Raw genomic sequence first — 16,048 nt, 5'->3', positions numbered from 1 at the left:
ACCCGGGCCGACCGGCATCGGGTCTCCGATTGGTATCTATAGTATTCAAGATAATGTTTTTGATAAACGCTTAGAAAGTCGCCGTTCAGACGAATCCGTCAATTTTGAGTCATGGCGATTAGATTTCGGTAAAGCGCCGTGGTTCTGGGGTTGAGCGGGCAATCCAGATCCGTAGTAATCATTTGCTCGCAGCGCTCAAAGGTGGAGATCGAGCGGGCCATGTCGCCCAGATAAAAATGGCATCGCATGAGAACCCGATAAATGGGTTCGGCATACCGGTCGATGGCCAGATGGCTGTTGGCCCATGGGATACAGGCCTCCCAGTCTTCTCTTTCCTCGTATGCCCGTACGATGGTGGCGATCAATTCCAGGTATTGTGCCTGAACCCATTCCCGATCCTCGATAAACCAGTCAACGTAGGGTTCTTCCTGAAATACAGGCCCGTCGTACAGCGCCGCGATGCTGAGCAGAAACGCCAGGCCATCGTCATCTGGCGGATGGGCAGCCGCCTGCGCATGTCGGCATTGTTCCAGAAAGTCGATGAAATCGATCCGACCGTTCTGGCCACAATTCAGGCGGTAAGCATCGCTTTGCCTCAGAAGATAGCCTGAGGCCTCCCCCCGCTTCAGATCCGGCTCTAGGACTTTGCGCAGGCTCGTCATGGTCACATGGAAACGCCGGTTGGTTTTTTGCGGATCTTCTCCGGGCCAAAGCAGTTCCAAAAGAACATCCTTGGGGATGAAGCCCTGCTGGTTTTTGAGGGCCAGATATTGAAACAGCCGCCTGACATTGACGCTACGCCAGGATTTGTCAGGAATTTCACGATTTCCCAAAAACACCTTGAACGGCCCCAGGCAGCGGATGTCCAGCGGCATGACATCGGCTGCCACATCGATCCGTGCCCGCGACCGCGTATGTTCCACAAATTGCTGCTGAATGCCGGAATCCGCCGCGGCAACTATTTTTTCAATATAAGGCCTCATGACGTCTTTCCCATGGCAGTCCGCCAGGATCGCCAGCACCCGGTCGTTTCCCTGCAACACCCAAACATCGTATTGATTTTCATGGGCGATCCCCAGCGCCTCGGCCAAGTGATCGGCGGCCGCACCGTGGCGGTTCTCAGCGGCGGCGATCTGCGCCCGGAGCCGGTGTACAAGAAATTGATGAAACCGGTTGATCGAAAAGCGGCACCCCTGATCGTCGATGAGTCGGCAGGCAGCGACATGGTCGTCCTGGTCGACATAGAGCTGGGCCAGCCTGAGGGTCAGCGCGGCCCGGGTGACGACCAGACCGCGTCCGTCAATGATGTCCAGCCCCTTTAGCAAATAGGATTTCACCCGTGCGACATCATTTTGGATCTGGTAAACCATGGCCATTATTTCATACACCGACGCCTGGCCCCATGAATTGCCATGGCTGCTGAAGATGTGAAGCGCCTGACGGGCGTCATCCATGGCTCGCTGCGCATCACCGCCGGCCAATGCGTTGAGCGCGCGGCTGTAAAGCAGCCAGGCATAGACACTGTCGTTAAAGCCCACCTGACGAGCCACGTGCAGTCCTTTTTCTGCATAGTCGGTGCCGGTCTGGTGATGATTCCGGTAAAATGAAGTCAGCGCGGCCTGAAAATATGCAAGCGGTAAAAAAACAACAAATCCGCTGTGATTGAAACCGTCCAAGGCATTGGCATTGATGCGATAGGCTTTTTCAAACTTCCCGGCGTAGTACCACCGGTAAGCGTAGCACAGATTCAACCAATATTCAGCGAGGGCTTTTTGCACCGGAGGCGCGCCTGCCGTAAAGCGCTGAACCTTATCATAGTAATCGTCTGCCGCGTCGAAATCACCGAGAATGGCGCAAAAGAGAATCAACTGGCCGGCCACTTCCAGAGGAAAGAAGGGATCCGGGTGGGGCCGGCCCCAGAGCATGGCCATCTGTTTGCGGGCCCGCCTGATATCACCGGTGAGATAGTAGTGAAACCCGAGATCTTTCAGGCAATTGGATATGCCTGTGGCATCTTTTTGCACCCGAAATTGTACAAGGGCCTGCTTCAGCCCGCCGATGGCCGGCTGAACACGCCCCTGCACCGAGGCCAACTTGGCCTGAAAATAGACCAACCGGGGATTTTTACGCAGTAAATCCGCCGGCAGTTTTTCCAGCACACGGGCCATATACAAAAATGAACACGCCATGACGTCCTGCATCATCATGTTGTCGGCCAGACGGCAGATGTCATTTAGCTGATTGCCTTTCAGATAATGATGCATGGCGCCAGGCAGATCGCCGATTTCTTCCATGGCCCGTCCGGCATCCACGTGAATCTGCCTAATCTCATCTGCGCTGACAGTCTCTCCCAACTGGTGACGCAAAAATTCCAGAAGCAGATGATGGTAGCGGTATGGTGCCTTTTCATCCTCGATTTTAAAGGTCAGCAGGTGGTCCCGGCACAAGGTCTCTAGAATCTGCCGGGAATTCCGGCGCCCAAAGATGATATCGCACAAGTCGGGGGAAAGCCGGTCGAAAGTAGCAGACTTGATCATAAAGTCCCGCTGATCCTTCTCGATCCGGTCGAAAATGTTCTCTTTGAGGTAGCTGAAAATATAATCCTTGGAGTTGCCAAGGGCGAGCAAGTCGCTTCCGATGGCATTGGCGGATCGTCCCCGGGCCGCATGATGGAACAAAACCAGTCCGGCGGCCCAGCCGCCGGTGGTTTCATGAAGCGTGGCCATATCTCGCCGGCTGATGGATGTCTTCAACTGGGTCTGGTAAAGGCGGGCAATTTCCTCCAGGTCAAAAGCCAGATCCGCTTCACCGACATCCACCACCGCCAGCATGGCACGCAGACGGGTGATGGAAAGGGGCGGCTCGCTGCGGCTGATGATGACCACGTGCAACCCCGCAGCGGATCGATTGAGCAAAAAACTCAAAGCCGCATGAACGGGACTATCGGCATCCAAAAGGTGATAATCGTCCAGAACCACTACCAATGCATCACTGGTGGTCCGTTCAATCTCGGTCAGAAATACAGTTAGAAAGGTGTCCAGATGAGCCGGCGAAAGATGCTGTTCGAACCCGTCCCGTAGAATCCCGCTGGCAAAATCCGGATAATGAAGGCGGATGCCCTCGATCAGATAACGCAAAAACATGGGCAGGTCGCTGTCGGTTTCATCGAGACTGTACCAGACGACCGGAGTTTTAATCTCGGTGATGCACTGGGCGACCAGGGTGGTCTTGCCGTACCCGGCACCGGCAACCACAAGGGTCAGTTTCTTTTGCAAGATGGCCGACATTTTCCGGGTCAGGCGCGCTCTGTCCAGCGTATGGGCCGCTGTCGATACCATGAGCTTCGAATGCCTGACGGATAACTGAAGTTTCACGCACGCCTTTCGTATTTTATCGGTTAAATATATATATTTATTACGAGAATTTATAGATTGTCTTGAAAATATGCTTTCAATAAATTAAATGTCAATAATGGCCAAGTGGTCCTTTGGCTGCCTGATACGGGTTAATCCATGTGAAAACGCATTGTAAAGTGGAACTGCATTGGAATAGAGAACTGACAATTTCTGGCGAAGAGGCGAATCATGATAGTGACCTGTAAAGAATGTGGAAAGATGTATCAGATTGACCCTTCAAAACTCAAGGGCAAAATTGTTACCTCCAAGTGTGTTGCCTGCGGCAACAAAATGATTCTCAGCCAACCCAAAAACAAGGACAAAATCAAGAAAGAAGCTGACAAAAAGGAACCCGGCAAGCCCCGGATTTTGGGTTTGAGGCGGAAATTAATTGCATTGTTTTTCGTCTTTCCAATTACGCTAATCATCATCTCCGGATACCTGTTTATCGACCAACTCAACCAGATGGCTACCCTGACCGGTGATGAAGGCTCGAAAATGGTTACCCAAATGGCGGAAGAGATGATCTTGGAGAAATGTTTATCGGTGGCACGGGAAACAAAACTGTACCTGGACTCCCATTTCGAATTACAAAAAGAAGATTTCAACAGAATCCCTGAATTTGTCAATATCGTTATGCAGAAAGTCGGTATAACCGGCTATACCATCATTGTTGAGAGAGAAACAGAATTCCAGCCGGAGTATATCTGGATCCATCCCAACAAAAATTTGATTGGAGTGGACATCACCGACGCCATGAAGACCAGACTGGGGGACAAATGGGAACGCTGGAATGCAGTCCGGTCCAAGCCGCATATTACTCAAGGATATTACCTATGGTTCGACAATCGGGAAAAATATTGCGTCGGTGTTCCTATCGAAGGAACGCCATACAATATCGTTGCCTCAACCTATATTGATGAATTCACCCAACCGGTAGCCAGGCTGCAAGAAATAACGTCTGAAGCCACAGATTCCACTCGCCAAACCGTTATCATCATCATTGTGGTTAGTACGTTGCTGGTAGGCTCGATCTCAACTTTCTACGGCCATTATCTGACATCAAGAATTATCAGGCTGACCAAATTGGCCAACCGGATCAGCTTAGGAGAGATCAATGTTCACATTGTCGATCCGGTCAATGACGAGGTGGGAGATCTGGCGCAGGCGATCTCCCGTATGCAAAGCAGCATCCGTATGGCGATTGAGCGGTTGAGCCGCAGCAACTGATTTTTTTCCAAACGCCCTGGCAAGTCGTGTCAACTTGCCACGGCGGGTTGCCCCGATCCTTAGGGTTCGCGCAAAAAAGGGACCACGCATCCAGGGGATTTCCTTTTTTGCCTGATTGTACTATGCTACTGGTTACCGTTTTGTACCGTTGACGGCTCAGTCAAAAAGATCATTCAAGAGGAATGCAATATGACACACACGTCCCCGATGGTTTTCGGCTGGTCTCGAATTATCATTTTTCTCATTTGTTCGTTTTTGCTCCTGTTCCAGGATCCTTGCGTGGCAACAACCAGGCCAGAAGCGGGGATCGACCTGTTTTTCGTGGTCGATAATTCCGGTAGCATGCGTAAAAATGATCCCCAGTTCATGATGCCCCAAACCGTCAAGGCTTTTTTGGAGGGGCTGCCCACGGCCACTAGGGTGGGCCTGGTGATGTTCGATCAACAGGCCCACCTTCTGGCCCCATTGGAGCCGGTGGCGGACTATGCAACGCGCCAACGGATGATACAAAGTTTGGAACAAATCGACTACCGGGGACAATTCACCGACAGCGCCGCCGGGATCGCATGGGCGTTGCAGGAATTGGAAGCATCAAAAGATCCAGCCTCTCAACGCGGTATCATTTTTATAACCGATGGCATTGTGGATACAGGCGATAAGAAGAAAGACCGGCGACTTTCACAATGGTTGAAAAATGATCTCACGGTAAAATGTCGTGACGAAAAGGTACGGATCTATGGCATTGCTTTCACGGAAAACGCCGACCATAACCTGACCCAGACCCTGTCCAGGCAAACCGGGGGAAACCATTACCAGATAGCCCGTCCCGAGGACATCGACAGTGTTCTTGAGGATATCAAGTCGCAGTTCATCACCCAGCAGCCGCTTGTGACGCCGACTGCGCCCCCCCAATCTGTGCCAAAGCCCCCCTCACCTTCCGCAGCCACGCCGCCCAAGCCCAAGGCAACCGTAAAAACCAGTGCTGCAAAACAACCGGCGCCTGCCGCCAAGCCCCCCGCAACGTCTGCGCCAGTGACCGGGGATCAAAGCCGATCCAAGCCGTCTTTATCCTGGATACTCATTCTCGTCGGGTTGATTGTGATTCTGGCCTTCCTGGTTTTAAAATTCTTCGGACGATTGCCGGGCAAAAAACAAGATACCCGCAGATCGATAAAAACGTCTCAGGCCAGGCCTGAAGCATCGCCCCCCCCCGCTGCAGTGGCGGTGGATTCGGAGCAGGAGATTCCTCAATGGCAGTTGCAAGATCTGGATCACCCTGGAAATCTGATCAAGGATTTCAACCAATCCCGGGTCACCATAGGCCGGGACAAACACAATGATTTTGTGGTGTCGCAATCAACGGTTTCAACGATGCACGCAAAAATTGAGTATCGCAATAAGTTCTTTTTTTTAGAGGATCTGCGCAGCACAAACGGAACACGTCTCAACGACCGCAAAATAGAACCAGGACAACCCACATTAATAAAAAGCGGCGACCGCATAAGATTTGCCGATCGAGAGTTTAAATTCGAACGACCGGATTATCTGATCAGTGGGAATACAATATCCCTTACGGTCACCAACCTTTCCTTGAGGCAAGAGGACTTGGATCCCTCTGTTGTCATCCGCGCGGACGATGAAACGCGCCTGAACGAGGCGCTGATGGAACACCTCGACCAGATCAAAATCCTGGGCGCCCGATACAATGCGTTTGTCGATCAGCATTTTACGCCTGAAGTCATCCGTTCCTTAATTACCTTCGCTCAGGAAAACATGCGGCAGACTACACAAGACAATGATCAACACTGCCGAACGATGGTAAACGATAAAACCTATTATATTGTCTGCACCCTGCCGGTACCGATCGCACACGCTTCAGCGTGGTTCAACAAACGATTCAAGGGTTTCTCTAAGTTTGTTTACCAATGGATTCGTTCCGATGCCTATGAAGTGACGGCCTGCGATGTTTTAATCATCGTCACCCTCGGTTTCGACAAGGGGCATTGGGTAAGTGTAACCATCGTTCCCACCAACGGTAATGACGACGAGCCGGTTGAGATCGTGTCGATCGAATTTATGACCGAATCGGAAAAAGCCGAAATGGGGATTGAATTTGACGAAATGGGCCGCGTTTTGTAGTAATTCTAAAGCATCAATTGATCAACGGCCGTTCCAGCATCTTCTCATATAGATCGATATACTGCCGGGCCGTATTGGCGTGGTTGAAGGAAGCGGCACTTTGCTGCATGATCCTCTCGATCTGGATCCGTTTCTGCGTTTCCGGAAGCCTAAAAAAATCCATGGCTTGGGCCACCGCCCAATAGAGGCCGGCCGCATCAAAGGTTTCGAAAAGAAAGCCGTTGCCGGTGTCTTGGTGGGCGTTCAGATGGACAATCGTATCATGGATGCCGCCGGTATCGTGGGCCACCGGCAAGGCCCCGTAAATCGGCGCGATCATCTGAGGCAGACCGCAGGGTTCGAACAAGGACGGCATCAGAATGAAATCAGCCGCCGCATAGGTTTGATGTTCCAAATTCTCATTGAAATCGCAGACCGCCACCCGGCTTTGGAATCCATGGTGATTGACGATATCACGAAACACCTGTTGATAATCGCCGTTGGCGACAAAAACCACCTGCAGATTCTGATCCCAGTAATCAGAAATGATGCCGTAAAAAGCCTCGGCCAGAAGCTGGCAACCCTTTTGGATCGGGTCCAGGCGCGACGGCCAGAAAAACAGCGGTGCGTTCATGTCCCGGGTCAGGCCTAACGTCTCCTGCAGGTGAAGCTTGTTCTCCCGTTTCCCATCCGGGTGGTCGTCACGTGTGTAATTGCGGTAGATCATTTTGTCGGTTTGGGGGTTGAAGCCCGGATCCGGGGCATTGAGAATACCGGTTCCGCATCCGGCATAAAACTTATTGCTCAGCTGCTGACGCAGCGGCCACTCCACGAATCCATGGCGGCCCTCGACAATCTCCTCCAAAAACCGGGGACTGACGGTGTTGACAAAGTGGGCGGCAAACACACCGCTGCTCAAAAAATCAACCGCATTGGATTCCCAGGCCTCTTCATAGGAGGCGGAAAATCTTTCGAAGAAGAGATGGTCCCAGAAATAGGCCGCATCAATACCGCGGTCCTCGATATGGGCCAGGGTGGCTTTGACCGTATGGATGTTGTGGATCGTAAACAGACAGGGAATCCCCATCTGGCGTGACATGGCCGGGATGAGTCCGGTCATCCAGTCGTTGCAGTGGATCAGATCCGGCCGAACCCGGGGCACGATATTGTTGATCACTTCGCGCTGAAAAGCCAGTGAGAGCTTGGTATTCTCACCTCCGTGGGCCGAATAAACCCGGTTGAGGTAAAAAAACGCCCGGTCCTGGGCCAGATGCACGCGGTCGTCGGGCATGACACTACGAATCGTCAGATGCTCCCGTTCCAGAAACGGGGCCAATCGATCGTGAAAAATCGCCCGGTAGTCCGGAAGGGCCACGTGCACATCAGCCCCTTCGTTGAACAGGGCGCTGACCAGGGCGGCGGACACGTCCGCCAATCCACCGGCCTTGGCCGTGAGATACCGAGAGAAGTTTCCCATGCGGTCAGGCAGATAGGTGACTTCCGGTGTAATGATCAACACGCGTGGGTTCCGTTTGGCCGATGGCATAGACACCTCCTAAATTATACTACCCAAACTGAATTATCCGGTTCTCCACGAAGCTCAAGTTGAAGAACTGAATGAGCACTCTTCACCCCAATGCTGAAAAAGCCGGAGGGCGACAGAGTCAAGGCGCCAAGGGTGAAGGCTGTAGTCGTCTACCGCGATCCCTTGGCAACGCCGGATCTGGTGGCCTCCGGCTTTTTCAGCATTGAGGGTCATGCCCATGTGAGAAGTTCTGGCCGATATCGAATCCAGGCGTCGGCATTGGGCGTCACCCGGACCGTGAATCCATATCGCCCGGAATCCGTGCATGGCAGATTACAGCTGTAAAGATACGTACCGGCCGAGCGCTCCTCTTTGACCTGCATCATCTTCACCCGTGGCTCGTCGATGCGGTCCAGATGCCGCATTTTGCCATAATACAGCTCGATGTTCAACTCTTCAGGCAGCAGTTCTCCGGTCTGCACCATGGCGGTCACCTCAAAAGACTGGTTGACCCGAAAAGGCCCCTTTGAACTGCGGACCGGTGCGGACACCCGGATTTGCTGCCATTTATCCAGATAGCGCCGGTGCTGATCGCTGAGCTTGCGCGCCTGGGCACCGTCTTTTGCCACCAGTTCCTCAAAGCGCCGGCTGGCGGGCAGGTAAAACCGCTCTTCATATTCTGAAATCATACGCAAGCTGCAGAAATCGGCCATGGCCATTTTCATGGACGCTTTCATCATCTTCAGCCAGGACGATGGTGTGCCCCCCGGAGAACGATCGTAGTAAATCGGGGCCACCTCATTTTCGATGATGTTGTAAAGTGCCTGACTCTCAATCGTATCCTGGTAGTTATGGTCCTGATATTCCTCACCGTTGCCGATCCGAAAACCGCGCTCCGAACTATAGCCTTCGCACCACCAGCCGTCCATGATACTGACGTTGAGCACACCGTTGAGTGCCGCTTTCATGCCCGATGTGCCGCATGCTTCCATGGGGCGCCGAGGGGTGTTGAGCCATACATCGGCCCCCTGAACCAGGAAACGGGCGATATGCATGTCATAGTCTTCGAGAAAGATAAACCGGTGGCGCAGATTGGTGCGTCGTCCAAAATCCACCAGAGAGCGGATGATCCCTTTGCCCTCGTTGTCCTTGGGATGCGCCTTGCCGGCAAAAACAAACTGCACCGGCCGGTCCTTGGAGTTGATAATGGCTTCGAGCCGGTCGGGATCCTGGAACAGCAAGTGCGCCCGCTTGTAAGTGGCAAAGCGACGGGCAAAGGCAATGGTCAGGGTATCCTGATCGAGCACCGATTCCACGGCCTTCATGATGTTCAGCGGGGCGTTACGACGCCCGTACTGTTTGTGCATCAGTTCCCGCACGGTCCGGATCAGGCGCGAACGGCACATCTCATGGGCCTGCCACAACTCTTCGTCGAAAATATGGTCGATACGAGCAACATTTTCCGGAATCGTGGACCCCATATTCCATTGGGGCCCCAAATGACGCTCGAAGAGCAGCTTGATCTCAGGCGCCAGCACAGTGGGAATGTGAACCCCGTTGGTCACGTGCGTAATGGGGGTCTCATCATCCGACCGGGTGGGCCATATATGGGACCACATGTGGCGGGCCACTTTCCCGTGCAGCTTGCTTACGCCATTGATGTACTGGGCGCTGCGCAGCCCCAGAATGAACATGGAAAACGGCGAGTCAGGCGCAGCGCCATCGGATTGGCCCAGGGCCACCAATTCATCGGCCGACATACTAAAAACGGGTTCGAAGGATTTCAGGTAAGGCTTGACCATGGCCGGCGGGAATTCATCGTGGCCGGCGGCCACCGGCGTATGGGTGGTAAACACGGTGGTCCGCGGCACCACCGCCTGGGCTGTTTTCAGATCGATAGAATAGTGATCCATGATCTGCCGCAATCGTTCAATGCCCACGAAGGCACAATGGCCTTCGTTGAGGTGGCATACCGTGGGCAGGATATCGAGCATCTCCAATGCACGCATCCCACCAATGCCAAGCAGCACTTCCTGGGCCAGGCGAATATGCTGCTCACCGGAATACAGCCGTGCGGTAATGTCTCGAATCTCCGGTGAATTCTCCGGCAGGTTGGTGTCCAATAGGTATAGCGGTATCCGCCCGATACGCACCTTCCAGACCTGGGCGAGAATATCCCGGCCGATACCATTGAGCTGCACAACCAGGTCGTTGCCCTTTTTATCTTTTTGCTTGGACAACGGCAAATGATACAAATCTGTTTCCGGATAGGCCTCCTGCTGCCAGCCATCCTTGTCCAGGTACTGACGGAAATACCCTTCGCGGTACAACAGGCCGACGCCTACCAGGGGCATTTTCATTCCCGAAGCGGCCTTTAAATGGTCACCGGCAAGGATGCCCAGCCCACCGGCAAACAGGGGCAGGGTCTCGTGGATGCCGAATTCCATTGAAAAATAGGCCACAAGTTCTCCATCATCCCAGGGGCTTTCACCGTTGGACTCGGATATTACGCGATTCTCATAACGCTCCCGCACCTTTGCCAGATGCGCCAGATAGCTGTCGTCATAGGCCAGTTCCTCAAACCGGTCCTGAGAAACATGGGTGGCGAAAACAATGGGATTTCGGCCACAGGCCTCCCATTCTTTGGGATTGACGCGCCGAAACAGTTCTATGGCGTCCTGGTTCCAGCTCCACCACAGATTGCGTGAAAGCGTCTCGAGGAAAGTGAGCGGCTGGGGAATATCCGGAAAAACTTGAAATGTCTGTATTGATCTCATTGATCGAACTCCTTGGCAAAGTCACAGGCAGCGTTGCCTCAGAGCCTGTTTGATAAATCCGTCTAAGGCCCGCTAACGGCGTTGGAAAGTGTCTCAAAATGCTCACATATACCATATATGCTCCGCTTTTGAGCCATTTTCCGCCTTGTTATCGGGCCTGATCCAGACTTCTCAAACAGGCTCTCAATTGTCGCATCGCCTGGATAGGTTACTCAACCATTGCCACCGGGTGTGTACAAAACAGCATGGAAGCGGGCAATCCCAAATCGGCTTGCGAGGCTACACGGTGACCACAGAGTTCTCACAGTCTCCATAATCACTTTTCACGTAATTATCCGCCTTCCAGTCGTTTTCCCAGATGGTCTGGTCAATCAGGTAACGAAACTGATAATCACGACCCGGCGTCAAGGCAACCACAACCTTGAATTCACCGCTTTTCAGCCGCTGCATGGGGGTTTTAACGGTGCTCCAGTTGTTGAACTCGCCCACCACATGAACGGTTTTTGCCTCCGGTGCCGCTAGTTTGGGAAGCCGGAAGGTCACTTTACACTGCCCATTTTTTTTTAGATACTGTTTTTTTAAACTCATGGAGCGCCTCCTCGATCAAGGGGTTATTCAGTCAGGCGCGCATCTGTTCGAGCTTCATCCACACCCGCAAAAGCTCACTCACGCCCCAGGCCTGGGCATCACAACCGCGACGCACATGGGGGGCATCGCCATCCACAATCTCCGGCACATGGCCCACACACCCGTTGTTGATCAACCGGCTGCTGCTGGCCAGCCAGGCCAATGCGGTTTCACCCTCGGTCACACCGAAGCAGTCGGCCCAGGCTTCGCAGAAGCTGGGAAACACCCAGGTCCAGGCCGTACCGTTATGGTAGGCCGGCTTGCGCTTTGTATCCTCATCTCCACCATACACACCCACATAAGGCGCCTGGGGGTCATTGACCAGGTCGCCGTTGTGGTAAATCAACAGGGGCGGCTGGACCGGCCGGTCGGCCAGGCTGCGGATGGCGCCGGGGACGAGCAGTTCCTGGCAGGCGAAAAGCACCTGCTCGACAATGCGTTTCTCCGTCACCGCCCCCAGGGTCAGGGCAAACAATTGGTTGGGTCGCAGGGCGTCATCGGCGGTTGCCGCCGTTGCCGGCACCCCTGCATCGGCGTGCAGGCAATCGGCAAAATAGCCCAGCTCCTCACGGAAGAACAGGCGGGTAATGGACTCCCGCACGGTGACGGCCCGGGCCTTCCATGCCTTTCGGGCCGCCGGCTTGTCCACACGGGCCAGGTAGGCCAGGGCAGCCTGCCACAGGGCCTGGATCTCGATGGGATAGCCCTGGCGCGGCGTACCGGCCGGAAAATTGGTGTCCATCCAGGTAAAATGCGCGGGGCTGAAAAGCAGGCCGCTGTCCGGATCCATGACAATGCCATTGGGGGTACCGTCCATCAGCCCTTTTGCAATGGCCAGCAGCACCGCTTTCAAGGACCGTCCACCGCAGTCGGTGGCCAGCATCAATTCCTGCCCCATTACCGCTCCCAGTTCGTCACATACGCGAAACAGCCATAAGGGGGCATCGGAGGTATCGCGGTTGCCGGTGTCCATGCCGCGAATCATGTTGGGGATGGTACCGTCCTTTTCAAAGGCGGCGAATTGCTGAATGATGGTCAGGGCGTCCTGGTGCCGACCGGCGGCGATGATGCCGCGCACCACAATCAGGGTGTCCCGCCCCCAGTCCAGGAACCAGGGGTAACCGGCAATGACCGTTTTGTACTGGTCGCGTTTGACGATGTATTGGTCCAGGGCCTTTTTAAGGGCCGTGACCGGCGTCTCCCACGCGGCCGTGGTTTCAAAAAACCGGCTCACCCGCTGTTGCAGCCCATCATCTTGCAGCCCATCATTTTGTAACCCATCGTCCTTCTTATCCGGTGCGGTGCCCGCCTTTTCCACAACCCGGGCGCTGAAGACCTCGTCCTGTCCGCCGGCCAGCGATACGGAAAAATAGCCGGGACTGAACAGATCCGAAGCCGGGTCCTGGCCCCGCTGGGCCTCCTGGGGACGATGGACCATGTAATGCCATTCCGGCTCGACTGCAAAATCAGCCCGCCGGGCCGATACCGCCAGCGCATGGTTCGCATGGGGATGGAAAATAAATCCCTTCTCCTGGGGGTTCACGGCGGACGGGAACAGATGTTCGGCCCCAGTATAGGCTTTGGTGGCCTCGTGAAAATTGCGGTCTTCCACGTCCGGTCGCAGAATCAGGGTCACCAGCCGATCATCGGCCAGCCGGTCCTGCTGACCGCCTGCCGTGTGGCGGTAACATACCATTTGGATGGCATTTTCCCCGGCAATCATGCGGATGCCCACGCTGAGCACCACATGTTGCCCCTGCCCCGATGGGATGTGGTATTGCCAGCATCCGAACCCGTCAAAATCAAACCCGAACGCATCCAGGCAATCTCGACCAATTTCCTGGGAAAAGCCCTGGAACACCACCCACCCGCGCATGCGGGTCAGCAGAATACGCCGATCCTCGGGCACCGAGGGACTCAAATTGGCCGCCAGCAGAGCATCGTAGCGGCTGGGCAGCCGGTCCCAATGGGCATGCATACGGGCCATGGCCCCGCGGCCGTTGGTGCCCAGCATATGGATGCTGGCCAGGCTGCGGCGTGGCCGGGTAAAGATTTTTCTGACCTGCACGCGATCCGCCGAGGTCAGATAATAAAGCGGCGCATCATAATGCACGCACCCGTCGGGATCATAACAGGACAGTTTGAGTGTCCGCGGCTTGTGGCGGCCGGCCACCGGCAGCGGACAAAAAAGCACAAATGGATTGCCCGCCGCATCCACCATGCTCTCCTCTACCGCCATGGCGGTCTGGTTTTCATCGATGGATGCCCGGAACGGATGGCTGGCGCGGATCAGCAGAAAATGCTGGGGCGGAATCATCACATCCCGCCGAAGGTCAACGGGAAATTGCCAGACAACGGTTCTCGGGGCTGTACCGGCAGGATTCATCTGGCGGCAAAAATCCATGGGTGAGGTCAACAGCTGGGCGCAGGCCTGGTCCACATCCCAGCCGCCCAAATCGCCGATGCCGTGGTAAAAGCGTCTGACCTGCAATACCTTGGCCCGCAACCGTTGACGCACGGCCTGATCCGGTAGGCGTGGGAAATGACGCTCGGTTCGGACAATGCGGGGCATGGCCGCTTTATCATCGGTCAGACAGCGCACCTGCCCGGGGGCCAGCAACAGGCGCCCGGTCTGATCGTCGCCATCCAGATCCACGGTCTCGCCGCTGATCAGATCGATCAATCCCGACCGCCCCACCGGCGACCGATCCAGCGCCCAGACCGCCTCGGTGGCCGCTTCGGCGTCCAGGTTGACCAGCACCAACACATCCTGTCCATCCGGCTCGCATCGACGGGCCACGACCAGGCAATTGCCCGCCCCCGTCTGAATCATCTCCACCCGGGCAGAATGAAAAAACGCCGGATGGGCAACCAGCAGGGCATTAAGGCGCCTGAGATGATCCACCAGGTTGTCCGCCGCGCCCCAGTTGAGCGACGGGGAGCCGTGAACGTCGATTTTCTCGGTGGCCAGCCACTCCACGCCGTTGGCAAATGCAAACCCGCCCTGGCAGGAAAGCAGAGCACACAGCGCCGTGCGCATACGCGCATACGTCGGGGAGGTGGCGGCCAGGCGCTGGTTGTCGTGGGTCTCGGCAAAATGGACGGCGGTCCCCTCGGTCCGGGATATCTCCAGGGGTTCGGGCAGGTAGTACTCGATCTGCCCCCGATCGTAATTTTGGAACAATTCGCTGTAGGCCCAGTTGAAATCGGCCCAGCCCAGCAGCTCACGGGTCACCGAAATCTTGCCCCCCAACCCTTCGAGGAGGAAAATCACATCCGGAAACTGCTCGCGGACCTTGGCGATGATATAGCGCCAGGCCGGGGTCGGAATCATGTAGCCGGCATCGCAGCGGAACCCGTCCACACCCCGGCGGCACCAGGTGAGAAAAACATCGGCCATATACTGCCACAGGTCCTGGTGGTGGTAGTCCAGGCGGGTCAGGTCGGCCCAGACCACCCCCCAGGCACCGGGGGTTTCAATCTGGCCGTCCGGCTCCCGGGCGAGCCATTGGGGGTTGGTTTCATGCAGACTGGCGGCCCAGCCGGTGTGATTGATGGCAATATCGATAAAAAGGCGCGCGCCCCGGGCATGAACGGCATCGATCAGTTCGATGAACTGCTCCATGGGCGTGGCTTTGGGGTCGAATTCAGCCAGGGCCGGATCCACGGCGGTAAAACTCAGGGCGGCGTAGGGGCTGCCAAAACGCCCCATGCGGGCATAGGTGGTCGGGGTGGGATGGATAGGCAAGAGCTGAAGAATGCGACAGCCCAGATGGCCGATGATAAAATCCAGCTCGCCGATCAGGTCCCGAAAGGTCCCCGAGGGCGGGATAACCGTATAGCGGGCCTCGTCCAGCGTTTTGATCACCGCATCGGCCATGGCCATGCCGCCGTTTTTGTTGGGACCGAATTGGCGCACAAAGGCATTGTAGATGATGTTGGCACAACAGGCATCCGCCGGGGCCACATTGATGGCGGTGTTGGTTCCCGGCGGCCACAGCGGATCGGCGCTGCCCGGGCTCAGGAAATACCCCTTGGCCTCAAAATGGCCCACCTCGGTAAGTCCCACGGTCAGGCTGTAACGCCCCTGGCCGTGGGCCGCCATGGGGATGTCGTACCAGCAGCGACCCAATGGGTTTTCACGATGCTCCACCTGACGAAGGATTTCTCTGCGCAGTGACCGGGCATGTCCCAGGGTGGTACGCAGCCAGGCCTGCCCCTTCCATGACGCCGGCACCTTCAGGTGAAAGGTGAGTGTATCGCCGGTGAAATGCAACTCCTGGGTGCCGGGTGCGGGCAACTGCGATATGGCCTCGGATTGAACCATGCAATGACCTTTGACTTATTTATGGGCGGATAAGCGTTAATGTGACAAT

General features: G+C 55.3%; 7 protein-coding genes. 2 read left to right on the top strand and 5 right to left on the bottom strand.

Annotation, left to right across the window (positions count from 1 at the left end; genetic code table 11):
* Positions 1 to 98 precede the first annotated feature (98 nt).
* Positions 99 to 3,374 carry a BTAD domain-containing putative transcriptional regulator gene (locus tag Dvar_RS03610; RefSeq protein WP_419660365.1) on the bottom strand — a complete coding sequence of 1,092 codons (3,276 nt, stop codon included), beginning with the start codon at positions 3,372 to 3,374 and terminating at the stop codon, positions 99 to 101.
* A gap of 210 nt (positions 3,375 to 3,584) precedes the next feature.
* Here Dvar_RS03610 and Dvar_RS03605 point away from each other — a divergent pair, with 210 nt between their 5' ends.
* A complete protein-coding gene (locus Dvar_RS03605) occupies positions 3,585 to 4,625 on the top strand; it encodes a HAMP domain-containing protein (protein ID WP_419660364.1) in 1,041 nt (346 codons plus the stop codon).
* 279 nt (positions 4,626 to 4,904) lie between these two features.
* Positions 4,905 to 6,764, top strand: coding sequence for an FHA domain-containing protein (locus tag Dvar_RS03600; protein ID WP_419660363.1), 1,860 nt, complete (start codon positions 4,905 to 4,907; stop codon positions 6,762 to 6,764).
* A 13-nt stretch (positions 6,765 to 6,777) separates the two neighbouring features.
* Here Dvar_RS03600 and Dvar_RS03595 read toward each other — a convergent pair whose 3' ends face one another.
* From Dvar_RS03595 to Dvar_RS03580, 4 genes are all read right to left on the bottom strand, one after another.
* On the bottom strand, positions 6,778 to 8,289 hold the full coding sequence (locus tag Dvar_RS03595) for a glycogen synthase (RefSeq protein ID WP_419660362.1): 1,512 nt from the start codon (positions 8,287 to 8,289) through the stop codon (positions 6,778 to 6,780).
* A gap of 209 nt (positions 8,290 to 8,498) precedes the next feature.
* Entirely contained in the window at positions 8,499 to 11,045 is a 2,547-nt protein-coding gene (gene glgP / locus Dvar_RS03590) for an alpha-glucan family phosphorylase (RefSeq protein WP_419660361.1), read from the bottom strand.
* 279 nt (positions 11,046 to 11,324) lie between these two features.
* On the bottom strand, positions 11,325 to 11,633 hold the full coding sequence (locus tag Dvar_RS03585; protein WP_419660360.1) for an isoamylase early set domain-containing protein: 309 nt from the start codon (positions 11,631 to 11,633) through the stop codon (positions 11,325 to 11,327).
* Between the two features lie 31 nt (positions 11,634 to 11,664).
* The gene (locus tag Dvar_RS03580; RefSeq protein ID WP_419660359.1) at positions 11,665 to 15,999 is read right to left on the bottom strand and encodes an amylo-alpha-1,6-glucosidase; all 4,335 of its coding nucleotides are present in this window, start codon (positions 15,997 to 15,999) and stop codon (positions 11,665 to 11,667) included.
* Between the last annotated feature and the right edge of the window lie 49 nt (positions 16,000 to 16,048).

The sequence above is a fragment of the Desulfosarcina variabilis str. Montpellier genome (assembly GCF_048565275.1).
Taxonomy (GTDB): domain Bacteria; phylum Desulfobacterota; class Desulfobacteria; order Desulfobacterales; family Desulfosarcinaceae; genus Desulfosarcina; species Desulfosarcina variabilis.
The sequence above is the reverse complement of the archived record's forward strand: the minus strand, read 5'-3'. Positions and strand labels throughout refer to the sequence as shown.

Coding starts and splice junctions, on each gene's coding strand:
- Dvar_RS03605 (WP_419660364.1), top strand. CDS start 3,585: ATGATAGTGACCTGTAAAGAATGTGGAAAGATGTATCAGATTGACCCT.
- Dvar_RS03580 (WP_419660359.1), bottom strand. CDS start 15,999: ATGGTTCAATCCGAGGCCATATCGCAGTTGCCCGCACCCGGCACCCAG.
- glgP (WP_419660361.1), bottom strand. CDS start 11,045: ATGAGATCAATACAGACATTTCAAGTTTTTCCGGATATTCCCCAGCCG.
- Dvar_RS03585 (WP_419660360.1), bottom strand. CDS start 11,633: ATGAGTTTAAAAAAACAGTATCTAAAAAAAAATGGGCAGTGTAAAGTG.
- Dvar_RS03595 (WP_419660362.1), bottom strand. CDS start 8,289: ATGCCATCGGCCAAACGGAACCCACGCGTGTTGATCATTACACCGGAA.